The sequence below is a fragment of the Trinickia sp. Y13 genome, from assembly GCF_029522115.1.
Taxonomy (GTDB): domain Bacteria; phylum Pseudomonadota; class Gammaproteobacteria; order Burkholderiales; family Burkholderiaceae; genus Trinickia.
Window position 1 is genome coordinate 1 of record NZ_JAKWFK010000014.1, and the last position, 25604, is coordinate 25604.

The 25604-nt window shown below is 65.3% G+C and carries 27 protein-coding genes and 1 pseudogene; 20 read left to right on the forward strand and 8 right to left on the reverse strand.

The window, feature by feature from the left end:
* From MMB74_RS21450 to MMB74_RS21480, 7 genes and pseudogenes are all read left to right on the forward strand, one after another.
* A pseudogene (locus MMB74_RS21450) lies at window positions 1-289 on the forward strand (hypothetical protein); the annotation flags it as partial.
* Window positions 286-942 (forward strand): response regulator transcription factor RqpR, encoded by a 657-nt coding sequence (rqpR, locus tag MMB74_RS21455; protein WP_277430674.1) that lies wholly within the window; start codon window positions 286-288, stop codon window positions 940-942. The pseudogene MMB74_RS21450 and the gene rqpR, both read left to right, overlap by 4 nt.
* Window positions 943-1112: 170 nt before the next feature.
* Window positions 1113-2510, forward strand: coding sequence for an amino acid permease (locus MMB74_RS21460; RefSeq protein WP_277430675.1), 1398 nt, complete (start codon window positions 1113-1115; stop codon window positions 2508-2510).
* A gap of 279 nt (window positions 2511-2789) precedes the next feature.
* Window positions 2790-3356 (forward strand): SRPBCC domain-containing protein, encoded by a 567-nt coding sequence (locus tag MMB74_RS21465; protein ID WP_277430676.1) that lies wholly within the window; start codon window positions 2790-2792, stop codon window positions 3354-3356.
* Entirely contained in the window at window positions 3329-4336 is a 1008-nt protein-coding gene (locus MMB74_RS21470; protein ID WP_277430677.1) for an XdhC family protein, read from the forward strand. Before MMB74_RS21465 ends, MMB74_RS21470 begins: the two co-directional genes overlap by 28 nt.
* A gap of 277 nt (window positions 4337-4613) precedes the next feature.
* Complete coding sequence (locus tag MMB74_RS21475) at window positions 4614-4826, forward strand: hypothetical protein (RefSeq protein WP_277430678.1); 213 nt, start codon at window positions 4614-4616, stop codon at window positions 4824-4826.
* Window positions 4810-5481 (forward strand): HD domain-containing protein, encoded by a 672-nt coding sequence (locus MMB74_RS21480; protein ID WP_277430679.1) that lies wholly within the window; start codon window positions 4810-4812, stop codon window positions 5479-5481. The genes MMB74_RS21475 and MMB74_RS21480 overlap by 17 nt, the downstream gene beginning before the upstream one ends.
* A gap of 72 nt (window positions 5482-5553) precedes the next feature.
* Here the strand turns inward: MMB74_RS21480 and MMB74_RS21485 are convergent, their stop codons facing one another.
* The 5 genes from MMB74_RS21485 to fliE all read right to left on the reverse strand — a co-directional run bounded on the left by MMB74_RS21485 (window position 5554) and on the right by fliE (window position 8816).
* Window positions 5554-5934, reverse strand: coding sequence for an EscU/YscU/HrcU family type III secretion system export apparatus switch protein (locus tag MMB74_RS21485; RefSeq protein ID WP_277430680.1), 381 nt, complete (start codon window positions 5932-5934; stop codon window positions 5554-5556).
* Entirely contained in the window at window positions 5931-7472 is a 1542-nt protein-coding gene (locus MMB74_RS21490; RefSeq protein WP_277430681.1) for a flagellar hook-length control protein FliK, read from the reverse strand. Before MMB74_RS21490 ends, MMB74_RS21485 begins: the two co-directional genes overlap by 4 nt.
* Before the next feature lie 89 nt (window positions 7473-7561).
* Window positions 7562-7891: a flagellar protein FliT gene (locus MMB74_RS21495; RefSeq protein WP_277430682.1), complete on the reverse strand. Its 330-nt coding sequence runs from the start codon at window positions 7889-7891 to the stop codon at window positions 7562-7564.
* Entirely contained in the window at window positions 7888-8325 is a 438-nt protein-coding gene (fliS, locus tag MMB74_RS21500) for a flagellar export chaperone FliS (RefSeq protein WP_277430683.1), read from the reverse strand. Before fliS ends, MMB74_RS21495 begins: the two co-directional genes overlap by 4 nt.
* A gap of 149 nt (window positions 8326-8474) precedes the next feature.
* Window positions 8475-8816 (reverse strand): flagellar hook-basal body complex protein FliE, encoded by a 342-nt coding sequence (gene fliE / locus MMB74_RS21505; protein WP_277430684.1) that lies wholly within the window; start codon window positions 8814-8816, stop codon window positions 8475-8477.
* 262 nt (window positions 8817-9078) lie between these two features.
* Here fliE and fliF point away from each other — a divergent pair, with 262 nt between their 5' ends.
* From fliF to fliR, 13 genes are all read left to right on the forward strand, one after another.
* Window positions 9079-10896, forward strand: a complete 1818-nt coding sequence (gene fliF / locus MMB74_RS21510; protein ID WP_277430685.1) for a flagellar basal-body MS-ring/collar protein FliF — start codon at window positions 9079-9081, stop codon at window positions 10894-10896.
* A complete protein-coding gene (gene fliG, locus MMB74_RS21515) occupies window positions 10886-11881 on the forward strand; it encodes a flagellar motor switch protein FliG (RefSeq protein ID WP_102611508.1) in 996 nt (331 codons plus the stop codon). The genes fliF and fliG overlap by 11 nt, the downstream gene beginning before the upstream one ends.
* The gene (gene fliH / locus MMB74_RS21520) at window positions 11874-12542 is read left to right on the forward strand and encodes a flagellar assembly protein FliH (RefSeq protein ID WP_277430686.1); all 669 of its coding nucleotides are present in this window, start codon (window positions 11874-11876) and stop codon (window positions 12540-12542) included. Before fliG ends, fliH begins: the two co-directional genes overlap by 8 nt.
* Window positions 12536-14287, forward strand: a complete 1752-nt coding sequence (gene fliI, locus MMB74_RS21525; RefSeq protein WP_277430687.1) for a flagellar protein export ATPase FliI — start codon at window positions 12536-12538, stop codon at window positions 14285-14287. The genes fliH and fliI overlap by 7 nt, the downstream gene beginning before the upstream one ends.
* A 13-nt stretch (window positions 14288-14300) precedes the next feature.
* Window positions 14301-14753: a flagellar export protein FliJ gene (gene fliJ, locus MMB74_RS21530; RefSeq protein ID WP_277430688.1), complete on the forward strand. Its 453-nt coding sequence runs from the start codon at window positions 14301-14303 to the stop codon at window positions 14751-14753.
* Between the two features lie 66 nt (window positions 14754-14819).
* Window positions 14820-16331, forward strand: coding sequence for a flagellar hook-length control protein FliK (locus MMB74_RS21535; RefSeq protein ID WP_277430689.1), 1512 nt, complete (start codon window positions 14820-14822; stop codon window positions 16329-16331).
* Window positions 16332-16690: 359 nt separating this feature from the next.
* Window positions 16691-17188 (forward strand): flagellar basal body-associated protein FliL, encoded by a 498-nt coding sequence (gene fliL / locus MMB74_RS21540; protein ID WP_277430690.1) that lies wholly within the window; start codon window positions 16691-16693, stop codon window positions 17186-17188.
* 102 nt (window positions 17189-17290) lie between these two features.
* Entirely contained in the window at window positions 17291-18292 is a 1002-nt protein-coding gene (fliM, locus tag MMB74_RS21545; RefSeq protein WP_277430691.1) for a flagellar motor switch protein FliM, read from the forward strand.
* Window positions 18285-18773 carry a flagellar motor switch protein FliN gene (gene fliN / locus MMB74_RS21550; RefSeq protein WP_277430692.1) on the forward strand — a complete coding sequence of 163 codons (489 nt, stop codon included), beginning with the start codon at window positions 18285-18287 and terminating at the stop codon, window positions 18771-18773. Before fliM ends, fliN begins: the two co-directional genes overlap by 8 nt.
* Window positions 18774-18777: 4 nt before the next feature.
* On the forward strand, window positions 18778-19359 hold the full coding sequence (gene fliO / locus MMB74_RS21555; RefSeq protein WP_277430693.1) for a flagellar biosynthetic protein FliO: 582 nt from the start codon (window positions 18778-18780) through the stop codon (window positions 19357-19359).
* Window positions 19360-20136, forward strand: coding sequence for a flagellar type III secretion system pore protein FliP (fliP, locus tag MMB74_RS21560; RefSeq protein ID WP_277430694.1), 777 nt, complete (start codon window positions 19360-19362; stop codon window positions 20134-20136).
* 25 nt (window positions 20137-20161) lie between these two features.
* Window positions 20162-20431 (forward strand): flagellar biosynthesis protein FliQ, encoded by a 270-nt coding sequence (gene fliQ / locus MMB74_RS21565; protein WP_277430695.1) that lies wholly within the window; start codon window positions 20162-20164, stop codon window positions 20429-20431.
* Between the two features lie 33 nt (window positions 20432-20464).
* Window positions 20465-21250, forward strand: coding sequence for a flagellar biosynthetic protein FliR (fliR, locus tag MMB74_RS21570; RefSeq protein ID WP_277430696.1), 786 nt, complete (start codon window positions 20465-20467; stop codon window positions 21248-21250).
* A 117-nt stretch (window positions 21251-21367) separates the two neighbouring features.
* Here the strand turns inward: fliR and flgL are convergent, their stop codons facing one another.
* The 3 genes from flgL to MMB74_RS21585 form a co-directional block, all read right to left on the reverse strand.
* Complete coding sequence (flgL, locus tag MMB74_RS21575) at window positions 21368-22606, reverse strand: flagellar hook-associated protein FlgL (protein ID WP_277430697.1); 1239 nt, start codon at window positions 22604-22606, stop codon at window positions 21368-21370.
* Window positions 22607-22618: 12 nt separating this feature from the next.
* Entirely contained in the window at window positions 22619-24619 is a 2001-nt protein-coding gene (gene flgK / locus MMB74_RS21580; RefSeq protein WP_277430698.1) for a flagellar hook-associated protein FlgK, read from the reverse strand.
* 117 nt (window positions 24620-24736) lie between these two features.
* Window positions 24737-25492, reverse strand: a complete 756-nt coding sequence (locus MMB74_RS21585) for a flagellar brake protein (RefSeq protein ID WP_277430699.1) — start codon at window positions 25490-25492, stop codon at window positions 24737-24739.
* Between the last annotated feature and the right edge of the window lie 112 nt (window positions 25493-25604).

Consider the following 25604-nt stretch of genomic DNA (forward strand, 5'->3'; position numbering starts at 1 on the left):
GCGTCGCGCCGGCGCGCCGAGCTCCGCCGCCGCGCGCGGCTTCGGATTGCCCGGCATGCGCGCGCGCTGCGAGGCGTTCGGCGGGGCGCTTCGCATCGCCTCGCGGCTGCGCGACGAGTCGCCGGCGGCGCCATGGCACGGCGCTTGGCCCGCAACGGACCCGGCGGGCGCGGCTCAGCCGGGCACCACCGTCCGCGCGCATTTCGTATGGGCGGCAATCGCCCACGACGCCACGGACGACGCCCGCGACCGCTCGAACCGCGCCACGCGCGCGAGGCAACGCCGATGACGCTCAGGATGCTGCTCGTCGACGACCATGCCATCGTCCGTCAGGGTGTTCGCCAGTTGTTGCTCAATCATGGGGTGGTCCGAGAAGTCGTGGAAGCGGAAAGCGGGGCGCAAGCGCTGGCGAGCTTGGACGGCGAGCCGTTCGACATCGTCCTGCTCGACATCTCGCTGCCCGATATGAACGGCATCGAACTGCTCAAGCGCGTCAAGCGCCGCGCGCCGAGCGCGCCCGTCATGATGTTTTCGATGTACCGGGAGGACCAGTACGCGGTGCGCTCGCTCAAGGCCGGCGCGGCCGGGTACCTGTCCAAGACGGTCACGGCCGCCCAAATGATCGAGGCGATTCGGCAAGTAGCCGGGGGACGCAAATACGTCAGCCCGGCGCTGGCCGAAGCGCTGGCCGATTACGTCTCGTTCGACAGCGACCAGTTGCCGCATGAAAAACTGTCCGACCGCGAATATCAGACGTTGTGCATGCTGGCCTCGGGCAAGCGGTTGACCGACATCGCACACGCGCTCTCGCTTTCGGTGAAAACCGTCAGCGTCTACCGCGCCCGCTTGCTCGAGAAGATGAAGCTGCGCAACAACGCGGAACTCACGTTCTATGTGATGAGCAACCGTCTAGTCGACCTGAATCCTGCGATGACAGGCTAAGGCGCGCTCCTCGCCCCTCGCAGCGACGGGCGGGCGCCGCGCTGCGCGCTAAGACATTTCTGATTCCTTACACCACAGCGGGCTTCAAAGGCCGTATCGGCTAGAATCTAGGGTTTTTCCGTACGCAAAATCGCACCAGTTCGGTGCGTCCGCCACGAGACCCTCGCCCCATGTCCCTATTTCGCAAGAAAAACGTCGAGCAGATGATCGCCAGTGCCCAGCGCACGGGCCTGAAGAAAGCGCTCGGCGCGCTCGATCTCACCTTTCTTGGCATCGGCGCCATCATCGGCACCGGGATTTTCGTTCTGACTGGCACGGGGGCCGTGCAGGCGGGTCCAGCGTTGATGATCGCATTCGTCATCGCGGCCGTGGCATGCGCGCTGGCGGGCCTCGCGTATGCGGAATTCGCCTCGACGATTCCGGTCGCCGGTTCCATCTACACCTACTCGTACGCGACGCTCGGCGAGATGGCGGCCTGGATCATCGGCTGGGATTTGATGCTCGAGTACGGGCTGGCCACCTCGGCTGTCGCGGTGGGCTGGTCCGGTTACCTGCAATCGTTGCTCGCGGGCATAGGGCTGAAGCTGCCGATGGCGCTGACGGCTGCACCTGGCGCCGTCGAAGGGGCCACGACGCTTTTCAACTTGCCGGCTTTCCTCGTGGTGATGGCCATTACGACGCTGCTGTCAGTGGGGGTGCGGGAGTCGACGCGCGTCAATAACGCGATGGTCGCCATCAAGGTCGCGGTCGTGCTCGCGGTGATCGCGGTCGGCGTGTTCCACGTCAAGCCGGTCAACTGGCATCCGTTCATGCCGAACGGCTGGCACGGCGTGTTCGGCGCCGCTGCCGTGATGTTCTTCGCCTTCATCGGCTTCGATTCGGTTTCGTCGGCTGCCGAGGAGGTCAAAGATCCCAAGCGCGATCTGCCGATCGGCATCATTGCCTCGCTGGCGGTCTGCGCGGTGCTCTATGTGGCGGTGGCCGCGGTCGTGACCGGCATCGTGCCCTCACCTCGTTTCGCGGAAATTTCCCACCCGGTGTCCTACGCATTGCAAGTGGCCGGGGAAAACTGGGTGGCCGGTTTCATCGATCTGGGCGCCGTGCTGGGCATGTTGACCGTCATTCTCGTCATGAGCTACGGCCAGACGCGGATCATCTTCGCCATGTCGCGCGACGGGTTGCTGCCCCAAGCGCTCTCACGCGTGCATCCGCGTTTTGCCACGCCGTTTACGACCACCTGGATCGTCGGCCTCTTTTTCGGTCTCATCGGCGCACTCGTGCCGCTGAACGTACTGGCCGAACTGATCAACATCGGCACGCTGGCCGCCTTCTCGATGGTGTCGATCGCCGTGCTCATCCTGCGCCGTACCCACCCCGGCTTGCCGCGCGCGTTCCGCTGCCCCGGGGTGCCCGTCGTGCCGTTGGCCGCGGTGGCCGCCTGCGTTTTCCTCATGGCCAACCTGCAGTGGATCACGTGGGCCGCCTTCCTCGCTTGGCTCGCGATCGGGCTCGTCGTCTACTTCGGCTACTCCCGCCGGCATTCGGCGCTCGCCCACGGCAAGCACTGAGCCGCATGCCGCTACGCCCTGCGAGGGCGTGACCGCACGGGACGCATCCTCGACGGCATCGCCGGCTTCGGCCGCGATGCCGTTTTTCTATGCACGCGCCTTGCTGGCGCCTCTTCACGCCGATTCCAGGCTTGCGAACATACCCGAGCGCCATCATCGACGTGAAACGAGAGGAACTCACCGCCTTTGCAGAGTACATAATGAAAGATCCGACCCGCCCGCGAGCGCTCCGACGCGAGCGGGCGTCGGTCCTTCCCTCTAACAGGAGGAGCAATGCGAATGGAATTGACGGAAAGCTACACGCTGCCGGTGCCGCCACAGCGGGCATGGGAAGCGCTCACCGATGCCGCGATTCTGCGGGCGTCGATTCCCGGGTGCGAAGACATCCAAGCAGACGGCGAAAACGGCTTTTTCCTGGCCATGAACTTTACCGCCGAGGGGGTTGCAGCGCGATTTAAGGGGCGCATTCGCGTGGCGGAAGTGGGCGGGCCGCAGTCGCGCACCCTGGTGTTCGAGCTCGACGCGCCGGCGGGCGCGGCCAACGGTGGCGCCCCAGGCGCTCGCTTGCGGCTCGAAGCGGACGGCGACGCATCGAGCACCCTGCTCTATACGGCGCGCTCGCAAGCGCTGCACGTGGACGGCAACAGGCCGGCGCATGAGGCCGTGCGCAAAGTCGCGGACGAATTCTTCAAGCGTTTCGCGGCGCAAATCACGGCCCGCGATTTGGCGCTACCCAACGACGCGCCCCAGCCGGCGGAGCCGTCGCTGCAACACGCAGCGGTCCTCGAGTCGGCGCCTTCCGGCAAAGGGGGTAAATCGTGGAAGGCATGGACCTCGAGGTCCTGAATACGAGCAGGCGCTGGCTGGCCGACGGCGAGCGCGTCGTGCTGGCCACGGTGGTGCGCACCTGGGGTTCGTCGCCCAGACCTGCCGGCGCCATGCTGGCACTTCGCGGCGACGGCCTGCTCGTCGGGTCGGTGTCGGGGGGATGTATCGAGGACGATCTGATCGAGCGCGTTCGCCGCGGCGAGATCGACCTTTCGCGGCCGAGCGTCGCGCGCTACGGGGTGTCGGCAGACGAGGCGCACCGCTTCGGCTTGCCGTGCGGCGGCACGCTCGAACTCGTGCTCGAACCGTTGACGCAAGCGAGCGGCGTCGACGCGCTGTGCGAAGCGTTAAGCGAGGATGCGCTAGTCTCGCGCACGCTCGAGATGGGCACGGGCGTCGCGCGGCTCGCGCCGGCCCCCGCAGCCGATGGCGTTCGATTCGACGGCGAAAAATTGGTAACGATCCACGGGCCGCGCTACCGCATGCTCGTGATCGGCGCGGGGCAACTGTCGAGCTATCTGGCTTCGATGGCGGTGGACCTCGATTACCGCGTCACGGTATGCGACCCGCGCGAAGAGTACGCGCATGAGTGGCACGTGCCCGGCACCGAACTCGTGAGCGCGATGCCCGACGACGCCGTGACGCAGATGAGGCCCGATGGCCGCTCGGCCATCATTGCGCTGACACACGATCCGAAACTCGACGATCTGGCCTTGATCGAGGCGCTGAAGACGCCGGCGTTCTATGTCGGCGCGCTCGGCTCCCGGCGCAACAACGCGGCACGGCGGGAACGGCTGCGGGAATTCGATTTGACCGACGCCGACTTGGCGCGGCTGCACGGCCCGGTCGGCATCTATATCGGCAGCCGCACGCCCCCGGAGATCGCCATTTCGATTCTGGCCGAAGTCACGGCGGCGAAAAACGGTATCGCGTTGCCTGCGATGCTGCGGGTGGAAGGAACCGTGGCTGCGAGGGAGCGCGCGGCCTGCGGGGCATAGCGCGGGGGGCGAGTTTCAATGCCGCGGGCGCCGCGTCAGCAACTAATTTGCAACGTTGCCTCACGCCACGATGGGCGCGACGCTGTACGAACTTGCCCTGCAACTTCGCAGAACCTCGTTCCTCCGCAGTAACTCGTCCGTTGTTGGTATTTCCTTCCGTCCGATAATTAGCCGCAAAACGCCCAGCCCGCTCTAGGTTAAATATCATCGACCCGTAGCACTTACTGAGCGATGGTCTTTGGCGCCGATCAGAACGCCAGGGATCCATCTTGTCGGCATGACTGCTAAGGTCTGCGGATCGATCATTGGCCCCATCATATCCATCGTTCATGCAGAGATTATTTTGAGCATCAGTAAACTCATTGAGCCTCACGCCGATGAAAACATTGGCATTCACGAAAACAAAGCGAGCGTAAAACATCTGGCCGCTGAAATGTGGCTATCAAAATTCGTAGATGAACGGAGTGGACGATATGTTGAATACGCATGACGAAATCATCAAAGCTGCACGCCTGTACGTTCAGACAGAAATGCCCGAGGATTACACCGGCCATGATTATCTGCACGTTGAGCGCGTTTGGAAATTGGCGAAACGAATAGCGAGCGAGTGTGGCGCCAACGCGACCATTGTGGAACTCGCCGCGCTATTTCACGACATCTCTGATTACAAGTTGAACGGGGGTAGCGAGACGGCCGGGCCTGACAAGGCAAGACTTTGGATCGAGGCCAATACCCAATCGCGGACGATAGCGGACACGGTCGCACAAATCATTCTCGATATCCCGTTCCGCGGGGCGCTTTCTCCCACCGGGGCACCACTGTCCCTTGAGGCCCAATGCGTGCAGGACGCCGACCGCCTCGATGCAATTGGCGCAATCGGAATCGCTCGTGCGTTCGCGTTCGGCGGCGCCATGAAGCAGCCGATGATGAGCGCCGAAATCAAACCACAGCTACATTTGTCTTTCGATGAGTACAGGCAAAAAAACGGTACGACCGTCAATCATTTCCACGAGAAATTACTCCTCTTGTGCAGCCGAATGAATACGGCACCTGCGCGCCAGATTGCAGAGAAGCGGCATGCATTCATGCTCGAATTCTTGGACCGCTTGACCTGCGAAACAGAGATCGGGGTCTGTATGGAATAGAAGGATTCCTAGCCCGCGCTTCCCTACGCCGTTCGCGAGACTGTCGCGTCGCCTGCAGTGGTTTCCAGCGCTTCAAGTCGGTAGCCGCGGATAGTCGTAGCGCCCTGCCAGCGGCGCTTCGGTCTCACCCGTATTCGACGATGCCTCCGCCGATACACTTTCGCCGCCGGCCTCTTCATCGGCCACCCCGCTCTCGAGCCGATACAGCCAAGCCAGCAGTTCGGCCACGGCCTGGTAAAGCTCGGGGGGAATGCGCGAATCCAGATCGACCTGCATCAACAGCGACACCATTTCCGGGGCTCGATGGACGTAAAGCCCGGCCTCCTGCGCACGCTGAATGATCATTTCCGCAACGAGCCCGTAGCCCTTCGCGATCACGCGCGGGGCATTGTCGCCGCCCTTCGCGTCGTACGCGAGCGCGGCCGCGCTCTTGCGTCGCTCGCGGCGGCTCATGCTCCGCTCCATTCGAACGGGTCGTCGAACAAGCGATCGATCGGGGAAGCAACGCCCCCACGCTTGGCCGCGGCATCGGCCGGGCCGCGCTCGCTCGCCCCCAGTGCGCCCTCGCGGACTTCAACATCCGAAACGTCATCCGTCGTCTCGCGCGCCTGTGCGTCCGCCGCGGCCCGCGCATAGGCCGAGGTGGCCGTCGAGGCGCTGCCTGCCGCCGCCGGCGCTGCGCCGCCAATCTCGCGAATCTGCAGTCCCGCCAGCTCGATCCCCGCCGCCTGCAGCCGGCGCCCGAACGCCGCCCCGCCCGATGACAGCCGCGCCGCCCCGCCAGGGCTTGCCTGCACGCGCACGACGAGCTGCGCGCCCGTCAGCACGAGATCTGCGTCGACCGTGCCGAGCGTCGGCAACGCAAGCGTCACGCGGGTGCGCCAGGTTTGCTGTGATTCGCCGTCCGGCGCATCGCCCGAGCGGGGCTGGCGCTCGCGCTCGGGCTCGATCGTCCAGTCGAGCTTCGCGCCCGGCCACACCTCGCCGGTCCAGCGAAACTGCTGAGTGGCGAGCAAGTCGAGCTGCTGGCGCACGAGCGGAATCGTCGCCGGATGGAGCGAAGCCGCGATCGAGGCGCGCAGATCGGGCGCAAGCCCCGGCGAGCGCGCACCGCCCAAGCCTGCGTCGTCCATTGACCCGGCAGACGCGCCGCGCCAAGCATGATCGCCGGCCGCGCCGTTCGAATACGGGGCGCCGCTCGCCTGGGCCTTCGCCCCGAACCACGGCAACGACAACTGCGGAGGCAAAGCGTGCAGCGCCCACCCGGCAGCAGCCGGATCGCCGGTGCCGGTGCCGGCGCCCGCCCATGCCGAAGCGAGCGCGGCCGAAGAATCGGCCGTCCCATCGCCCCAATCGAGCGGCAGTTGCAGCGCCTGCGCGGCTAGGCGCGTTTGCGGCTCGCGCGCAAGGGCTTCGGCCGAATAGTCGCCGCTCAGCCACTGTGCCAAGTGCGATTCGTAGAACAAACCCGATTCGTTCACCGTCTGTTCGAGCGCCGCCGCGAGCGCGTCGACCGGCATTGCCGTCGCCGCCGCGCCAACGCCAGTCGCGCCGGTGGCCGCGCCCGTCTGACCGGAAGCAGACGAGGCAGAGGAGGCGAAGGCGGAAGATGCCGAGGAAGCCGCGCCGCCCGCGGGCGAGGCTGCGCCGCCATTGGCGGTGAATAGCCCTTCTTTGGCCGCGGAGGTGTCGATCGCGGGCGGCGCGGGCCAGATCGGCGCCTCGCCGATAAGCGCGGGCGTGGCCTCGCCGCCGAAACGCGAAATGGCGTCCAGAGTCAGCGCGACCTCGGAAAGGATCGCTTGCGCGGAAGCGGGCGGGGACGCGTCGCCGAGCGCGGCGGCCGCGTCCGCGGAAGCCGGCGTATCGACCGTGAGGCCGGTCGCGCCGGACTGAGCGGGACTCGCGCGCGAGCCCGCGCCGACGCTATCGAGCAGGCTGTCGATGCGGCTCGCGAGCATCGAGGCGAGGGCAGAGTCGATTCCAGTCATGCCGCATCCTTGCGCCGTCGTTCGGACCTGCCTTCGTTACGCGGACGATGCGCCGCGAATCGGGAAATAGGGCGGAGTTGCCCGGACGCTCAACGCGCGCCGAACAGCTCCTTGAGCACGTGGGCCGGGCGGCGCGCCGAAAAAAAAGCGGAGAGGCGCGCCATGCTCGGGTTGACGAGGTCGCGAATCGCGGCGTCGTCGGCCAAGATCTGGCGAATCAAATCGTACTTGCGAAGCCGGTCGTGCTCGTCGAGCGACACCTCGACATCGACCTCGAGCAGCTTGTCGACGAGCATGCGGTACTCTTCCTGCAAATCCGTCAGTTCGGCCCAGAGCGCACGGCGCGCGGCGGACAGCATGCGCTGCGACACCGCCGCAATGGCTTCATAGCGGGCAAAGTAATCTGCTTTCGAATTCATCGCTGCGCGCCCGCCGTCCCCTGCTGCGCCAGAAGCCGCTCGGCTTCCGGACCGATCGCGATCCAAGCTTCCTCGAGCGTCGCGAGCAAGCCGTCCACTTCAATCAACATCGCCTCGCTTTGAGCGATGTTCGCCTCCAGCAAGCGCCGCGTCATGTAGCTATAAAGCGAGTCGAGCCGAAGGGCGAGATCCCCTCCGATCTCCTTGTTCAGCGATGCCTGCAAGCCGCTGCCGATGATCCCGATGGCTTTACTGATGGCCTCGCCGCGCGGGCCGATGTTGCCCTGCTGCAAATGCATGCGCGCCTGTGCAATGGCTTTGCGCGCGCCTTGGTACAGCATGAGGATCAATCGATGCGGATTGGCGCCCATCACCCCTGTCTCGACGCCGACGCGCGCATAGGCGCCCGCTCCAGCGTGTCCTTGGGAAAACATCGGCGCTTCTCCTTGTTGGTCGTGTCTATCCGGTACTGCGCCCGCGGTGCTTGATCGACGAGCACCGTGCGCGGCTCATATCGCGGTTATCGGATGCGCGGGAGCAAAGCTTTAGCCTCCCGCTGCCGGGGCCGCCGCAGCCTGCACCCTTAAATCGACATCTGCATGATGTCGTTGTAGGCCGCGACGAGCTTATTGCGAACTTGCAAGCCGAACTGCAGCCCGATGTTCGCCTTCTGCATATCCACCATCACGTCGCTGAGCGATACGTTCGGCGAACCCAGTTCGAAAGCCTGCGACTCCCCGACGGCTTTGTTCTGATCGTCGCTGATCTTGTCGAGCGAGCTCTTGAGCGCAGTAGCGAAGCTGCCGGCCGTGGCCGCGCCCGATTGTTCGCCGAGCGCGGCCGCTTTCGACTCGCCGGCCGCCTCGGTGGCCATCGCCTGCATCTGTTGCAGCGCGGATGTGAGCGGATTGACTGGCACGGTCATGGTCTCTCCAAATCCAAAAAAGGGACGAAAGGCAGACGCCGCACGAACCTGCGACGCACCGACCCATCACGGAGAGTGAGCATAGCAGCGGGCTTGCCGCCAAACCCGTGAAACTAGGGGGAAAACCCGCTTCTATTCGACTGATTCAGTTGCGACCCGCCATGGATAATCCCCATCGTGAAAGTGTCTCGCCTTTGCCGGCAGGCTTCGAAGCCGCCGGCGCCCCGGCCCGACACCCCCGCATCCCGGAGAACCCCGACGCATGGATTCGCAGGCTAATTCTTTGATCAACCCCGACGCCCGCATGGGCCTCGCGAGCGCCCAGCCAGGCGCAGCCGCGGCAGGCGCCTTGCAAGGCGGCGTGGGCGCGGCCGGCGGCGCCGAGCTAGGCGCCGGTTTCGCCCAGCGCTTGTCGTCGCTCTCGCAGATGCGCGGCAATCCGCGCGCGCCGCTCATCGTCGCCGTGGCCGTGCTGATCGCCGTGGTCACCGCCCTCGTGCTGTGGAGCCGCACGCCCGACTATCGTGTGCTGTATAGCAATCTGTCCGATCAGGACGGCGGCGGCATCATTGCCGCACTGCAGCAAGCGAACGTGCCCTACAAATTCTCCGAAGGAGGCTCGGCCATCCTCGTGCCGTCCGACCAAGTCAACGAAACTCGGCTCAAGCTCGCTTCGCTAGGCTTGCCCAAAAGCGGCTCGGTCGGCATGGAACTGATGGACAACGAAAAGTTCGGCATCAGCCAGTTCGCCGAACAAGTCAACTACCAACGGGCGCTCGAGGGCGAGCTCGAACGCACGATCCAATCGATCTCGGTCGTGCGCCAGGCGCGCGTGCATTTGGCCATCCCGAAGCCGTCCGTGTTCGTGCGCGAGCGCGAAGCGCCGACGGCGTCCGTGCTCGTCAATCTGTATCCCGGCCGCATGCTCGACGAAGGGCAAGTTTCGGCGATCACGCATATGGTCGCGTCCAGCGTCAGCGATCTGCCCGTGAAGAACGTCACGATCGTCGACCAGGACGGCAACCTGCTCACGCAGGCCGCCTCGGGCAACGGCCTCGACGCCGCCCAACTCAAGTACGTGCAACAAGTCGAGCGCAACACGCAGCAGCGCATCGACGCGATCCTGGCCCCGCTGTTCGGCGCCGGCAACGCGCATTCGCAAGTGAGCGCTGACATCGATTTCTCGCAAGTGGAGCAGACGGCCGAGACCTACGGCCCGAATGGCAACCCGCAGCAGGCGGCGATCCGCAGCCAGCAAACGAGCCAGGCGACCGACATGACGCAAGGCGGCGCCTCGGGCGTGCCGGGCGCGCTGTCCAATTCGCCGCCGCAGCCGGCTTCGGCGCCGCTCGTCGCCGCAAGCGGTGCGAGCGCCACGGGCGCGGCCCCGACGCCGATCAGCGAGCGCAAGGACGCGACGACGAACTACGAGCTCGACAAGCGCGTGAGCCATGTCGCACAAGCCAAGGGCGGCATCAAGCGCATGTCCGCGGCCGTGGTCATCAACTATCAGCGCGTGGTCGACGCCAAGGGCCACGCGACGATGCAGCCGCTCACGCCGGAAAAGCTCGCGCAGGTGAACCAGCTCGTGAAGGACGCGATGGGCTACGACGCCAAGCGCGGCGACTCGGTCAACATCGTCAATGCGACCTTCTCGACCGAAACCGATCCGCTCGCGAATCTGCCGTGGTGGAAGCAGCCCGAGATCATCTCGCTCGCGATCCAAGCGGCGAAATGGATCGGCATCGCCATCGTGGCGCTGGTGCTCTACCTGATGATGGTCAAGCCCGCGATGCGGCGCGCGTTCCCGCCGCAGCTCGAAGGCCAAGCCGCGGCCGAGGGCGCGGGCATCGCGGGTGCGCTGGACGGTCCCGGCGAGCCGGTGTTGCTCGACGGCGGCTCGCCGACGCCGATCACGACGGCAATGGAACTCGACAGCGACATGGAGCAAAACCTGCTCGCCTTCGAGAACGAGAAGCACAAGTTCGAACGGAACCTCGATTACGCGCGGACCATCGCGCGCAAGGATCCGAAGATCGTAGCGACGGTTGTCAAGAATTGGGTGTCCGATGAGCGCTGAAGGGGTCACGAAGAGCGCGCTTCTGCTGATGTCGATCGGCGAAGAAGAAGCCGCTGAAGTGTTTAAATTTCTCGCACCGCGCGAAGTGCAGAAGATCGGCGCCGCCATGGCCTCGCTCAAGAACGTCACGCGCGAGCAGGTCGAGCACGTGCTGCAAGACTTCGTCAAGGAAGCCGAGCAGCACACGGCGATGTCGCTCGATTCGAACGACTACATTCGCTCGGTGCTGACCAAGGCGCTTGGCGAAGACAAGGCCGGCGTGCTGATCGATCGCATCTTGCAGGGCAGCGATACGAGCGGCATCGAAGGGCTGAAGTGGATGGATTCGCCCGCCGTGGCCGAGCTCATCAAGAACGAGCACCCGCAGATCATCGCGACGATCCTCGTTCACTTGGATCGCGATCAGGCCTCGGAAATCGCCGCCTGCTTCACGGACCGGCTGCGCAACGACGTGCTGCTGCGTATCGCCACGCTGGACGGGATTCAGCCGGCCGCGCTGCGCGAGCTCGACGATGTGCTCACGGGCCTGCTCTCGGGCAGCGACAACCTCAAGCGCAGCCCGATGGGCGGCATCAGGACGGCTGCCGAGATCCTGAACTTCATGCCGAGCATGCACGAGGAGTCGATTCTCGAAAGCGTGCGTCAGTACGACGCTGACCTTGCGCAAAAGATCATCGACCAAATGTTCGTGTTCGAGAACCTGCTCGACCTCGAAGACCGCGCGATTCAGCTGTTGCTCAAGGAAGTCGAGTCCGAGGCGCTCATCATTTCGCTCAAGGGCGCGCCGCCCGCACTGCGTCAGAAGTTCCTCTCGAACATGTCGCAGCGCGCGGCCGAGCTGCTGGCCGAAGACCTCGACGCACGCGGTCCGGTGCGGGTCTCGGAAGTCGAAACGCAGCAGCGCCGCATCCTGCAGATCGTGCGCAACCTGGCCGAGAGCGGTCAGATCGTCATTGGCGGAAAGGCGGAAGATGCATATGTCTGATTCGGGCCGCTCGGACAAGAAGCCCATCTCGGCGTACCAGCGCTGGGAGATGGCTTCGTTCGACCCGCCCCCTCCCCCCGATCCGGTCCGCGAGAACAAGCTCGCGCAGGAAATCCAACGCATTCGCCAAGCGGCGCACCAGCAGGGGCTCGCGTCGGGTCATGTGGCCGGTCAGGCCATTGGCTATCAGGCCGGCTTCGACCAGGGCCATGCCCAAGGGCTGGAAAAAGGCCGCCAAGAAGCGCATGCCGAAGCGGCGCGCCTGGCGGGCCTGGCCGACGAGTTCAAGGCCGCCCTCGAGGGCGTGCAGACCGAGATGGCCGAGTCGCTCGTCGCTCTCGCGCTCGACATCGCGCAGCAGGTCGTGCGCCAGCACGTCGCGCACGATCCGGCCGCGCTGGTGGCGGCAGCCAGAGACATTCTCGCGGCCGAGCCCGCGCTCGCCGGCGCCCCGCAATTGATCGTCAATCCGGCCGACTTGCCGATCGTGGAAGCCTATCTGAAAGACGAACTCGAAACGCTCGGCTGGAACGTGCGCACCGACCCGGCGGTCGAGCGCGGCGGCTGCCGTGCGCAAGCGGCCACCGGCGAGATCGACGCCACCGTCGGCACGCGCTGGCAGCGCGTGGTGGCCGCCCTCGGCAAGGTGAGCCAATGGTGACCGAAGTCACCGTGGAATCGCTGCGCGCGAGCGGCCTGTCGCCGCTCGAGGTCGAACTCGCGCTGGCGTCGTTCAGCCCCGAGGCGCTGCCCGAAGCGCGCCGTGCGCTGGACCCGGCGGCAAGCGACGATATCGCTTTGGCGGAACGCGAGACGCCGGGCGACACGTATGACGCCGATATGGATGCGCACCCGCAGGAGGCGCCGGACGACAAACTTGCGTCCGAGCCTACGTCTGCGCCTACGTCTGCGCCTGCATCCGCCCTCAAGCACGCCACAGGCGCTCATACAGCTCATGCAGCTCACCGCCCGCACGGCGCTCAGCCGCCCGCGAGCGCCTCGCGCGCCGCCTTCGCGCCCGACCCCGCGCTCGCGAGCAATCCCCATCTGGGCGCCTGGCGCAGCCGTTTGAATGCGTTGCGCGAACGCAGTGCGCTCGCGCGCCCGCTCTCGGCCTGCGGACGCCTCACCCGCGCAGCCGGGCTCGTGCTCGAGGCGATCGGCATGCGGCTCGCCGTGGGCGCCGAATGCATGATCGAAATGCCGCCCGGCAGCACGCTGCCGATGGCCGAGGCCGAAGTGGTCGGTTTTGCCGGCGATCGTCTCTTCTTGATGCCCACGACCGAAGTCGCGGGCCTGTTGCCCGGCGCGCGCGTCTATCCGCGCGAAAGCGCGCCCCTCGCCGATCCGCTCGCGGGCGCGAAGCGCCTGCCGGTGGGCTGGGGCATGCTGGGACGCGTCGTCGACTCGTCGGGCCGTCCGCTCGATGACCTCGGGCCGCTGGACACCGGCGCCGACGCGCCGCTGTCGGCGCCCTCGATCAACCCGCTGCAGCGCGAGCCCATTCACGAGGTGCTCGACGTCGGCGTGCGCGCGATCAATGCCCTGCTCACGGTGGGGCGCGGCCAGCGCATGGGCTTGTTCGCGGGCTCGGGCGTCGGTAAATCGGTGTTGCTCGGCACCATGGCGCGCTACACGAGCGCCGAAGTGATCGTGATCGGCCTCATCGGCGAGCGCGGCCGCGAAGTGAAGGAATTCATCGAACAGATCCTCGGCGAAGACGGGCTGGCCCGTTCGGTCGTCGTGGCCGCCCCGGCCGACGTGTCGCCGTTGATGCGGATGCAAGGCGCGGCCTACGCGACCTCGCTCGCCGAGTACTTCCGCGACCAGGGCAAGCACGTGCTGCTGCTGATGGATTCGCTCACGCGCTATGCAATGGCGCAGCGCGAGATCGCGCTGGCGATCGGCGAGCCGCCCGCGACCAAAGGCTACCCGCCATCGGTGTTCGCCAAGCTGCCCGCGCTGGTGGAGCGCACGGGCAACGGCCCCGAAGGCGGCGGCTCGATCACGGCCTTCTATACCGTGTTGACCGAAGGCGATGACCAGCAAGACCCCATCGCCGATTCGGCGCGCGCGATTCTCGACGGCCATATCGTGCTGTCGCGCACGCTCGCCGAAGCCGGCCATTATCCGGCGATCGACATCGAAGCCTCGATCAGCCGGGCGATGACGGCGCTCATCGACGAGAAGCATCTGGAGCGCGTGCGGCTCTTCAAGCAGATGCTGTCCCGTTATCAGCGCAATCGCGACCTGATCAACGTCGGGGCCTATTCGAGCGGGCGCGATGCGCTGCTCGACCGGGCGATCGCGCTGTATCCACGCATCGAAGCATTCTTGCAACAGGGCTTTCGCGAATGTGCACCTTTCGCACCAAGCCTCAATATGCTCGATGCGTTATTCGAATGAGGAGTTCTAAGCGATGGCAAAGCATTTTCCAATCAAAACGCTGATCGATCTCGCACAAAACGACGTCGACGCGGCGGCCAAGCAGCTTGGTCGCGCGCAGCGCGAACGTGCGGACATCGAAGCGCAGTTGGAATCGCTGGTGCGCTATCGCGACGAGTATCACGCGAACTTCTCGGCTTCGGCGCAGTCGGGCATGCCCGCGGGCAACTGGCGCAACTTCCAGGCGTTCATCGATACGCTCGACGCGGCGATCGAACAACAGCGCCGCTTGCTCGCAACGGCCGCCGCGCGCGTCGAAGCCGCCAAGCCCGAGTGGCAGCGCCAAAAACAGAAGCTTGGCTCGTATGAAGTCTTGCAAGCGCGCGGCGAGGCGGAACAAGCGCGCGTCGTCGCGCGGCGCGAGCAGCGCGATGCGGACGAGCACGCCGCCAAGATGCTGCGCATGCGTCACCAAAATTTGAATTAACCGGAATCGAATCGGCGGGCGGCGCGCATGGCGCTGCGCCCTGTCGATGAACTTTGAGGCAAAGTCATGTCGCCCTTTTCTATCATCGGGTCTCCTTCAGCTGTGACGGGCACGGCGCTCGGCGCTGGACCGGCCGCGAGCGCACCGGCGGCGACGTCGTTCTCGCAGACGCTGCAGCAGACCGTCCACTCGCAAAAGCAAGCCGCGCAGCCCAGCGCCGCGCGCAGCGACGCGGCTGCCGGCAACGGTCCGCAAGACGCAGGCGCGGCGCAATCGGCCTCGAACGGGGTCCATGCTGCGAGCGGCAACGATAGCGATGCCGATAGCGGCGCGAACGCGACGCAATCGGCCAGCGATGCATCGTCCAAGCCGGCCGCGGGCGAGAGCGCTTCCTCGTCGCAATCGAGCTCGGGTGCGAAGCACGGCGATGCATCGTCGAGCGCCGACGCCGCGAATCAGGGACAAAGCGCCGCCGACGCCGGCAATGCCGCGGCTCAGGCAGCCGCCGCGCAAGCAGCGGCGCAGCAACAACAGCAGCAAGCGCAAGCCGCCGCGAACAACGCGCCAACCGACGGCGCGAGCGCGTCGGGCACCGACGCGACGAGCGGCAGCGCCGTCGCGACGGGGGCAACCGGCAAAGCGGCGGGTTCGACGCCGAAAACGGTGCGCGCGGCCATCGAAGCTGCGCTGGCGGCGCAGATGGGCATGCAAGGCGCGGGCGCCGCGGCGGGCGCATCCGGTACGCAAGTGCTGGGCAATACCGGAACGGCATCGGGCACCGGCAACCTCGGCAACGGCGTAGGCTCGTTGCCGCTAGGCTACAAGGCCGTCGCCGCCTTGACGGGCGACGGCAAGAACGGGACCGCGGCAGCCGTGAACAGTGCGGCCGAGCAAGCGGCCAAGGCGCAGCCCAATGCGGCAGCGTCCTCGGACAGCGCGGCCGCAGCGACGGCGCAAGCGCTCGCGGGCGGCGGAGATGCCGGTGCAGCCATCGCCACGCTCAAAGACAACGCGGAAGCGGCGCGCGCCGCCTTGGCCGCGACGCAGACGGCATCGGCGAGCGCGGCGAGCGCCGCGGCGCAAGCAGCCGCGGCGGCGGGCTCGCCCAACATGGCGGCCGCGGCCGCTGCGCTGGCGCCGCCGGTGGGCACGCCCGATTGGGAAGATGCGCTGAGCCAGAAGGTGGTGTTTCTTTCCAACGCGCACCAGCAAAGCGCCGAGCTGACGCTGAACCCGCCCGATCTCGGCCCGCTGCAGGTCGTCCTGCAAGTGGCCGACAACCATGCGCATGCGTTGTTCGTCTCCCAGCATCAACAGGTGCGCGAAGCCGTGGAGGCCGCGCTACCGAAGCTGCGCGACGCCTTGGAGGCCGGCGGGCTGGGCCTCGGGAGCGCGAGCGTGAGCGATGGCTTCGCGCGTCAGGCCAACCAGCAGCAGGCAGGCAACCAAGGCGGCGGCTCGGGCCGGCGCGGGGGAGGGGGCGGCAGCGCAGCGAGCGGCGGCCAAGCGGACGACACCATCTCCGCGGTAAAGGTCAGCACGCGGCGCACCGTCGGGCTCGTCGATACGTTCGCCTAATGCTGGGTTGACGCTCGACGGGGTTAAGGCTCGGTTGGGCGATGCCGGACTGAGACTCATGCCGGGCTGAGGCTGACGTTTAGCTAACGGCGCATAGCGCCTCGCCGTCCCGGCTCGATCGACATCGGAATAAGCGACTCGCCGGCGACTCGAGCGCTCGCCGCTTGCGCAAGAAAGCCCCATCGGCTCGCCTCGGCCCCGACTATCGGGGCCTGCTTTTTGCTGCCCGCTCACAGTGCGGCCGCCGAGCCGGCGCCTTAAACGAACGAGATGGCGTCGATTGTCCCTTCTTTTCGGCTTATCGCCGATGCCCGCTTTAGCGAACAATTCACCCTAACGCACTTACGCAAAGCATTGTCATGGCATCCACGACCGCAAATCAGCAGACCGTCGACGTACCCGCGAAATCGGGCAAGCTCAAACGCATCTTGCTGATCGCTCTCATCGCGATCTTCGCTGCCGGCGCAGCCGCAGGAGGCATGTACTTCTTCTTGCTCAAGCACGGCGTGAGCAGCAAGCCGGCGCCCCCGCCGCCGCCTCCGCCGCCCGTGTTCTTCGCGCTCGATCCGATGACGGTGAACCTGCTGTCCGACGATGGCCAGCACTATCTGCGCGTCGGCCTGTCGCTCAAGCTCGCCAACGAGAAGACGCAGGAAGCGCTGCAGCAACATATGCCCGAGATTCGCAGCCGCATCTTGCTTGCGCTGTCCAATAAGCATCCCGAGGATCTGTCGACCCTCGACGGCAAGCATGCGCTCGCGGACGAGCTCAAGACGCTGATCGAGAAGCCGACCGACGGGAGCGAACCGCCCGTGCATATCGAGGCCGTGCTGTTCACGGAATTCGTGGTCCAGTAGGACGCAGCGCCCGGCCCATGCCGCTCACGCGAGCATGCCGCCGAGCGCAACGCATCCGCTAAGACGCTACTCATCAACCGCAATACAGGGACGAGCAAAGCAATGGGCCACGAAGAGTTCATGTCCCAAGAGGAAGTCGATGCACTCCTCAAGGGCGTAACCGGCGAATCCGACGCCGACGCCGATCACGGCGAAAAGGCGGGCGTTCGCCCGTACAACATCGCGACGCAGGAGCGGATCGTTCGCGGCCGGATGCCCGGCCTCGAAATCATCAACGAGCGCTTCGCGCGCCTGCTGCGCCTCGGCATTTTCAATTTCATGCGCCGCACCGCCGAAATCTCGGTCGGTCCGGTGAAAGTACTGAAGTACAGCGAATTCACGCGCAATCTGCCGATTCCGACGAACCTGAACTTGGTCCACGTCAAGCCGCTGCGCGGCACCTCGTTGTTCGTGTTCGATCCGAACCTCGTGTTCTTCGTCGTCGACAACTTGTTCGGCGGCGACGGCCGGTTTCACACGCGCGTCGAAGGGCGCGACTTCACGGCCACCGAGCAACGCATCATCGGCAAGCTGCTCAACCTCGTCTTCGACCATTACACGACGGCATGGAAGAGCGTGCGGCCGCTGCAGTTCGAGTTCATGCGCTCGGAAATGCACACGCAATTCGCGAACGTCGCGACGCCGAACGAAATCGTCATCGTCACGCAGTTCTCGATCGAATTCGGGCCGACGGGCGGCACGCTGCACATCTGCATGCCCTATTCGATGATCGAGCCGATCCGTGACGTGCTGACCTCGCCGATCCAAGGCGAAGCGCTCGAAGTCGATCGCCGCTGGGTGCGCGTGCTGTCCAAGCAGGTCCAGTTGGCCGAAGTGGAGCTCACGGCCGATCTGGCCCAGATCCCGGTCACGTTCGAGGACATCTTGAACCTGCGCGCGGGCGACGTGCTACCGATCAACATCCCCGAAAACATCGTGGCCAAGGTCGACGGCGTGCCCGTCATGGAATGCGGCTACGGGCTCTTCAATGGTCAATATGCGTTGCGCGTGCAAAAGATGATCAGCGCAGCGGAAAACACGATTAAGGAAACGGATTATGAGTGATCTGAACGCGATGCCCGGCGAGGGCACGGCCGATCTGGACGCGGCGCTCGCCGCCGCCGCGGCGGAAAACGCCAAGCAGGCCGTCGGCGCGGCCGCCGAGGAGGCAAGCCTGGACGATTGGGCCGCCGCCCTCGCCGAGCAAAATTCGAACGAGACGCCCGCGCCTGCCGCGGCCGGCGTGTTCCAGCCGCTGTCGAAGGTCGAACCGACGACAACGCGCAACGACATCGATATGATTCTGGACATTCCGGTCCAGATGACGGTCGAGCTGGGGCGCACGAAAATTGCGATTCGAAACTTGTTGCAACTTGCGCAGGGCTCGGTCGTCGAACTCGACGGGATGGCCGGCGAGCCGATGGATGTGCTCGTGAACGGCTGTTTGATCGCCCAGGGTGAAGTGGTTGTCGTCAACGACAAGTTCGGCATCCGGCTGACCGACATCATCACGCCGGCCGAACGTATTCGAAAGCTCAATCGATAACTTGATGAAATCTCTCCTGCACCGTGCGTCGCAACCGAGGCGCGTGGCAGCAAAGCTAGCGGCATACGCGGCGCTCGTCGCGGCCGCACCGGCGGTGTTCGCTCCCGTGGCCGCGGCCGCCGATATGAACGCGGTCAACAACGCCGCGAAGATCGCATCGAGCGTGGGCGCGGGCACGGCCGTGCCGTCGATCGGCGTGGGCGCCGTGCTGCAGACGCTGGTCGGCTTGGCGATCGTCATCGCCCTCGTGTTCGCTTGCGCCTGGCTCGCCCGCCGCTTCGGCTTGCAGCCTTCGGGGCGCGGCCAGCTCGTGCGCACCATCGGCGGCGTCTCGCTCGGGGGCAAGGAACGCGTGGCCGTGGTGCAAATCGGCGATACCTGGCTCGTGGTGGGCGCGGCGCCCGGCAACGTGCGCCTGCTCCATACGATGCCCGCACCGGCGGCGAGCGAAACCGGCGCCTCCGGCGGCGGGCAATCCGATGCGGAGCCCGGGCCATTGCCCGGCACCTTCGGCTCGCGCTTTCGTGCGGCGCTCGGGGACGAAGCGCGCAAGCGCTTTTCTCGGCCCACGGGCGGAGGCAAGTAAATGTCGTCCACGTCACTCGTGCGGCTCGCGCGCGCCGCATTGCCCGCAGTTCCGCTTTTGATCTTCGCGCTTTTGCCGCAGCTCGCGCAGGCGCAAACGCCGGCCGGCTTGCCGGCCTTCACGACGAGCCCCGGCCCTGGCGGCGGCACGACCTACTCGTTGAGCGTGCAGACGATGCTGCTGCTCACGATGCTCTCGTTCCTGCCGGCGATGGTGCTCATGATGACGAGCTTCACGCGCATCATCATCGTGCTGTCGCTGCTGCGCCAAGCGCTCGGCACGAGCACGACGCCGCCGAATCAAGTGCTGGTGGGGCTTGCGCTGTTCCTCACGCTGTTCGTGATGTCGCCCGTGCTGAACAAGGCATACGAGGACGGCTACAAGCCGTTCTCGGACGGCGCGATTCCGATGGAGACGGCCGTGCAGCGAGGCGTGGCGCCGTTCAAGCAATTCATGCTGAAGCAAACGCGCGAGTCCGACCTGGCGCTTTTTGCCAAGATTTCCCATTCGCCGCCGCTTCAAGGCCCCGAAGACGTCCCGCTGCCGCTGCTCGTGCCCGCATTCGTCACGAGCGAATTGAAGACCGCCTTTCAAATCGGCTTCACGATCTTCATTCCGTTTCTCATCATCGACATGGTGGTGGCGAGCGTGTTGATGTCGATGGGGATGATGATGGTCTCGCCGGTGACGATTTCGCTGCCTTTCAAGCTCATGCTGTTCGTGCTCGTGGACGGCTGGCAGTTGCTCATCGGCTCGCTGGCTCAGAGCTTTTCCTGAGCGCGCAACAACGAGGACTGCACTCATGACGCCCGAATCCGTTCTGACGCTCGCTCACCGGGCGATGTACGTCGCGCTCTTGCTCACGGCGCCGCCGCTGATCGTCTCGCTCGTCGTCGGTTTGCTCGTGAGCTTCTTTCAGGCCGCCACGCAGATCAACGAGGCCACGCTCTCGTTCATTCCGAAGCTGATGGCCGTGACCATCACGCTCGTGATAGCCGGGCCGTGGATGCTTTCGATCATCCTCGACTACATGCGGGAAACGCTGACCGCCATTCCGTCGATGGCGGGGTAGCGCGTCGGAACCCGAACCCGGACACCGGCGCCGATGTTCACCGTCACCTACGCGCAACTAAATGCCTGGCTCACGGCGTTCCTGTGGCCGTTTACGCGCATAGCCGCACTCGTTGCGGCCGCGCCCGTGCTCGGCCATGCTTCTTTGCCCGCGCGCGTGAAGATCGGGCTGGCCGCGTTCATTACGCTCATCGTTGCGCCGACGCTCCCCCCTATGCCGCAGGTGACCGTCTTCTCGGCCGCGGGCGTATGGGTCCTGGTGATGCAGCTTTTGATCGGGGCGGCGCTCGGGTTTGCGATGCAGCTCGTGTTCGCCGCCGTGGAAATGGCGGGCACGCTCGTCGGCTTGCAGATGGGGCTCGGCTTCGCAACGTTTTTCGATCCGAGCTCGAACGCATCGGCGCAGGTCATCTCGAGCTTTTTGAACATGATCGCGATGATCGCGTTTCTCACGTTCAACGGGCATCTGCAGATGATCTCGGCGCTGATCGGCTCGTTTCAGTCGGTGCCGATCGCGGCTGCGGTATACGGACCGCCAGGGATGCGCACGCTCGTCGAATGGGGCGGCGCGATCTTCTCGGCGGGGCTGCTGCTGTCGCTGCCCGTCGTCGTCGCGCTGCTCGTCGCGAACCTCTCGCTCGGCATTTTGAACCGCGCCGCGCCGCAAATCGGCATCTTTCAAATCGGCTTCTCGGTCACGCTCATGGTCGGCATGCTGCTGCTCATGCTGATGCTGCCGAATATGATTCCGTTCTTTGCCCGGCTGATCAATGCGGGCGTCGATGAAATGGGGCGCGTCGCAGCGGCGCTGCATGGGTGACGGCTCGGTGGCGCGCCTCTCAGGCCAACGATAAAAAAACGGCCGAAGCCCAATGAGGCGGCTTCGGCCTTATCGCTCGCCCTTGCGGGCGAGTGGCTTCGTCAAACTCTAATCTGATCAACCGCCGATGTACTGAAACAGCGACATCCCCTGAATCTTCACGAACGATTGCTGCGCCGCCTGCAGCGCGTTCTGCGTCAGTTGAAAATTGCTGATCGCCGACACCATGTCGACGCCCGTCAAATTCGCTAGGTCGCTCTGCGTTTGCAGCGAATTCGTTTGCGTCGTCGTTTGCAGCGCCTGCAATTCCTGCTCGCGCCCGCCCACCGACGCCTGCACCACCACCACGTTCGTCAGCGAGTTTTGGAACGCCGACAAGCCCGTCGTCAATGCATTGGCGAGCGTGGCCGTCGCAGCCGGATTGTTGCTGGCCGGCTGTTGCAATGCCGCGATCACCGAATCGATCGTCGAGAACACGCTGCTGTTCTGCGGCGCCGTCGAGGGCGTGACCGAGAACGTGTCGCCCGGGTTCGGCGCACCCGCGATCGACACCTGCATGCCCGTGCCGAGCTGGATGGGGGTGTTCGCACTGAAGGCCGTGGCGGCCGTCGTCGTGGGGGGCACCAGCGTGTTGTCCGTCACCGTATAGGTCGGGGCCGCCGCCGTGCCGCCGAACGTGATCGTGTAACTGTCGCCGTTCGTGGCGATGGCCGGATTCGTGATCGAGGCGCGCCCGATCGTCCCGGTACCGGTATTGGCCGCGTTGCCCGCGGAAACCGGCGACGTGCCGACCGAAGGCACCGTCATGAAAACGTTCGAGCCGCTATCGTTCGTCGCGATCTGCCGCGTGTCGGCCACTTGCGCTTCGCGGATGCCGTTATCGCCGTGATAGTTCACGCCGCCGCCCGCCGCACTCGTGAACGGCTGCGTCGTCGCTTGAAAACCCGAGAACACATAGTTGCCCGCGCCATCGCTCGTGTTCGCAAGCGTCATCAACTGGTCGCGGTAGCCTTGAATCGCCTTGGCGATGGAGGCGCGGTCCGAATCGTTCAAGCTGCCGTCGCCCGCGCGCACGATCTCCGAGCTGATGCTCTGCATCGTGTTCGTCACGCTCGAGAGCGTCTTGTCCTCCAGCTGCAGCGACGAAAGCGCCGCGTTCTGGTTCGTCGTGTATTGCGTGAAGGTGGCCGACACCATCGTCAACTGCACGGCTTGCGCGGCGGCCAGCGGATTGTCCGCGGGCGTCGTCAGCGCTGTGCCGCTCGAGAGCTGCTGGTAATACGTCGCCAGCTGGCTCTCCTGGTTATCCATCGTCTGGATGTTCTGGTTGTAGAACTGCGAGGTCGAGATGCGCATCGCTGACAAGCCTTATTGGAAGATGCCCATCAGGGTCTGGAACATGGACTCGGCCGTTTGAATGACCTTGCTGTTCGCCTGATAAGCCTGCTGGTATTGCAACAAGTTCGCCGCTTCTTCGTTGAGGTTGACCCCCGAGACTGCTTGCTGCGCCGAAGTGATCTGAGCGACGAGCGCCGTCTGCGACGTATTGGCCGCCTTGAGCTGGCTCGCGGCGTTGCCGATGTTGTTCACGTAGGACGCGTAAGCGGCCGTGAGCGTCGAGGTGCCGCCGTTCAGCGACGCGTTCGAGACGAGCTTGGACATCGCGAGCGCGTTGCGCCCGTCGAACGTGCCCGTGTTCGGGGCGATCGTGAAGGTGTCGCCGTTCGCGGGCGAGCCGCTGATCGACACGGTCACGCCGTTCGTGATGCCGGCCGGCACCGGCGTCGTCGTGCTGTCGATCGTCAGCGTCGCGCCTTGCGCAGCGCTGTAGGGCACCGGCGTCGTGGCCGCCGTGATCGGGATCGACGTCGCGGGCGTGCCGGCGATCGTCACCGTCGTGCCGACCTGGAAGCCGCTCAGCGTGCCCGTGGACGCGTCGTAGGTCAGCGTCGTCGTGCCCCCGATCTGGTAGCCCGCCGTCACGGTGCCCTGGGTGATCGCGCCGGTGCCCGTGTTCGAGCTGGGCGCCGAGGCCAGCACGGGTGCGGAAGCCGCGATGGCCGACGGGTTCGCCGTGGCAAGCGCGAACGTGCTCAGCGCGCCGCGCGTCGGTTGAATCGTGAACGAATCGCCGGCGTTCATCGAGCCCGACGTGATGTTCAAGAGCAAGCCGCCGATCGGCGTCGTGCCGTTGGGCGCCGTGGCCGAGGTGCCGACGACGGAACCCGTCGTCGAATCGGTCAGCGTGTAAGTGCCGCCCGCGAACGAAAGCGTGTAGTCGTCGCTCGTCGGTTGCGCGGGGTTGGCGAAGGCGACCGACAACGCCGCATTGCCGGTGTTGGCTTGGTTCGAGTAGACGGTCGGCGCGCCGACGGTGAACAAGTTGCCGCCGATATTGCCGGACAGGTCCAGACCCAGCGCGTTTTGCGCATTCACCTGAGCGGCGAAGCTCGTGGCGACCGCGCCCAGTTGCGACTCGGCCGGATCGAGCGTCTGGCTGACGAATTGCAGCAGCCCGCCGACGGTGCCGCCGTTGATGGCCGACGACGGTAGATATTCGACCGGCGGCGTCGGCGTCGCGCCCTTCATGCCGTTATAGGTGACGGCCAACTCGCTCGGATCGCCTTGCGAGGGCGCCGTGCCGAGCTGGAAGTTCTGCGTGCCGACGACGAGTGGCTGCCCGTTGCCGATGAAAACGCTATAGCCGCTCGAGTTCTGCACGACCGACACGCCGGCAAGTTGCGACAAGCTGGCGACCGCCTGGTCGCGCTGGTCGAGCAACTGGTTCGGCGGCTGGCCCTGGGCCGAGGCCGCGGCGATCTGGCTGTTCAAGCTCGCGATCTGCGAGGAATAGGTGTTGATCGATGCGACTGACGTCTGCAGTTGCTGATTCACGCTCAAGCGCAGTTGGTCGTACTGCTCGCCGGCGGCGTTCAATTGCGTGGCGAGCGTCTGCGCGGCACTCAGCGCGGTTTGACGCGTCGGGATGCTGTTCGGGCCGTTCGAGACATTCTGCAGGCCGGTGAAGTACGCCGTGATCGCCGAGGAGATGCCGGCCGTCGGGCTGCCCACGAGATTGCTCAGCTGCGAAGCCATCGCATAGTTGGCCGAAAGCGCGCTGTTCGTCGACGTGGCGTTGTTCAGCTGCGTGCTCAGGTACTGGCTGTAATTGCGGCGCACCGTCACCGTGTCGACGCCCGAGCCCAGATAGCCCGAGCCCGTGTATTGGCCGCTCGCTTCCGCGTAGACGGGATTTTCGACGGTATAGCCGGGCGTCGCGGCGTTGCTGATGTTTTGACTGGTCGTCTGCAGCCCCCACTGGGCGGCGCTGAGCCCGGACAAGCCAATGGTGAAAATATCGTTGGACATGCGTCTTCCTGAAGGGCGGACGGCGCAGTGCTGTCTGCCTCGTTGAGGGAACACATGTATAACGGCCGCGCGCGCGGAAATTTAAGGGGGCCATATAGGTTGGCCCCGTTTTTTTTCTTACGCTCTGACGAGCGAGCGCCGCCGCATTTCCAGCTGCGTGATGAGCCGCTGCAGCGTGTTTTCGGCCGCGCCGGGCAGCGATACGAAACGCATGCCGAGCTGGAAGCGCCGGCCGCCGTTCGGCAGTTCGGTTGCGCGTAGCGAAACGAGTTCGAGATCGAGCGAGAGCATGCCGTGGCCGTTCAAGTGCACCTCGACGTCGGGCAGCATGACGCCCATCGGCAATTGCGCCACCCGCTCGTCCGTCGTGCGCAGCCCAATGCCGCCGAGCGACAGGTCGTGCACCTCGAAGCGGAAGGCGTCCCCCTCGGGCAGGCGGCCGCGGCAGAAATACGGATCGAGCACGGGCGCGTCGACGCGGAAGTACTCGCGGCGCTGCATGTAGAACAGGACTTCGGGGAATGGCGCCTCGAAGGCGGGCAAGCCTTCGAACTTGGTTTCGGCCGGCGTGGCAGTGGAAAATTCGACGCGCACGCCGTCGGGCGAGGCGCGGAAGGTGCAGGTGGGCGAAGCAAGCACGCCCTTGTTCTGCTCGGGCAACGCACCCCAATCGAAGGAGAACGTACGCGCACGCACGTCGACATCGAGGATCTTCGTGACAAGCTGCCCGTTCTTGTACTGAACGGTCAAGAAATCGCCGCGATTGGCCAAATTGCGGAGTTGAACGCCGATTTCGAGCGGATTGCGGCGACCGAAATCATGATGATTTTCGGCGGCATCCTCCGTCGGGCCATTCGACTGGTTGGTATCCATGGGCTCGGGTATGCGTACTTGCGCGGCGCCTTTCATGCACCGACGCCAATGCTTTCGGATCCATTTCAGCAGATCCGAACAGGGTCTCGTCTGATTAGCGGCATCGGACGTG

Coding starts and splice junctions, on each gene's coding strand:
- fliM (WP_277430691.1), top strand. CDS start 17,291: ATGGGCCACGAAGAGTTCATGTCCCAAGAGGAAGTCGATGCACTCCTC.
- MMB74_RS21480 (WP_277430679.1), top strand. CDS start 4,810: ATGTTGAATACGCATGACGAAATCATCAAAGCTGCACGCCTGTACGTT.
- fliI (WP_277430687.1), top strand. CDS start 12,536: ATGGTGACCGAAGTCACCGTGGAATCGCTGCGCGCGAGCGGCCTGTCG.
- MMB74_RS21585 (WP_277430699.1), bottom strand. CDS start 25,492: ATGGATACCAACCAGTCGAATGGCCCGACGGAGGATGCCGCCGAAAAT.
- flgK (WP_277430698.1), bottom strand. CDS start 24,619: ATGTCCAACGATATTTTCACCATTGGCTTGTCCGGGCTCAGCGCCGCC.
- MMB74_RS21460 (WP_277430675.1), top strand. CDS start 1,113: ATGTCCCTATTTCGCAAGAAAAACGTCGAGCAGATGATCGCCAGTGCC.
- fliE (WP_277430684.1), bottom strand. CDS start 8,816: ATGACCGTGCCAGTCAATCCGCTCACATCCGCGCTGCAACAGATGCAG.
- fliR (WP_277430696.1), top strand. CDS start 20,465: ATGTTCACCGTCACCTACGCGCAACTAAATGCCTGGCTCACGGCGTTC.
- fliL (WP_277430690.1), top strand. CDS start 16,691: ATGGCATCCACGACCGCAAATCAGCAGACCGTCGACGTACCCGCGAAA.
- fliH (WP_277430686.1), top strand. CDS start 11,874: ATGTCTGATTCGGGCCGCTCGGACAAGAAGCCCATCTCGGCGTACCAG.
- fliJ (WP_277430688.1), top strand. CDS start 14,301: ATGGCAAAGCATTTTCCAATCAAAACGCTGATCGATCTCGCACAAAAC.
- fliN (WP_277430692.1), top strand. CDS start 18,285: ATGAGTGATCTGAACGCGATGCCCGGCGAGGGCACGGCCGATCTGGAC.
- fliQ (WP_277430695.1), top strand. CDS start 20,162: ATGACGCCCGAATCCGTTCTGACGCTCGCTCACCGGGCGATGTACGTC.
- MMB74_RS21490 (WP_277430681.1), bottom strand. CDS start 7,472: ATGACTGGAATCGACTCTGCCCTCGCCTCGATGCTCGCGAGCCGCATC.
- rqpR (WP_277430674.1), top strand. CDS start 286: ATGACGCTCAGGATGCTGCTCGTCGACGACCATGCCATCGTCCGTCAG.
- MMB74_RS21535 (WP_277430689.1), top strand. CDS start 14,820: ATGTCGCCCTTTTCTATCATCGGGTCTCCTTCAGCTGTGACGGGCACG.
- fliG (WP_102611508.1), top strand. CDS start 10,886: ATGAGCGCTGAAGGGGTCACGAAGAGCGCGCTTCTGCTGATGTCGATC.
- fliS (WP_277430683.1), bottom strand. CDS start 8,325: ATGTTTTCCCAAGGACACGCTGGAGCGGGCGCCTATGCGCGCGTCGGC.
- MMB74_RS21485 (WP_277430680.1), bottom strand. CDS start 5,934: ATGAGCCGCCGCGAGCGACGCAAGAGCGCGGCCGCGCTCGCGTACGAC.
- flgL (WP_277430697.1), bottom strand. CDS start 22,606: ATGCGCATCTCGACCTCGCAGTTCTACAACCAGAACATCCAGACGATG.
- fliF (WP_277430685.1), top strand. CDS start 9,079: ATGGATTCGCAGGCTAATTCTTTGATCAACCCCGACGCCCGCATGGGC.
- MMB74_RS21465 (WP_277430676.1), top strand. CDS start 2,790: ATGGAATTGACGGAAAGCTACACGCTGCCGGTGCCGCCACAGCGGGCA.
- MMB74_RS21495 (WP_277430682.1), bottom strand. CDS start 7,891: ATGAATTCGAAAGCAGATTACTTTGCCCGCTATGAAGCCATTGCGGCG.
- fliP (WP_277430694.1), top strand. CDS start 19,360: ATGTCGTCCACGTCACTCGTGCGGCTCGCGCGCGCCGCATTGCCCGCA.
- MMB74_RS21475 (WP_277430678.1), top strand. CDS start 4,614: ATGACTGCTAAGGTCTGCGGATCGATCATTGGCCCCATCATATCCATC.
- fliO (WP_277430693.1), top strand. CDS start 18,778: ATGAAATCTCTCCTGCACCGTGCGTCGCAACCGAGGCGCGTGGCAGCA.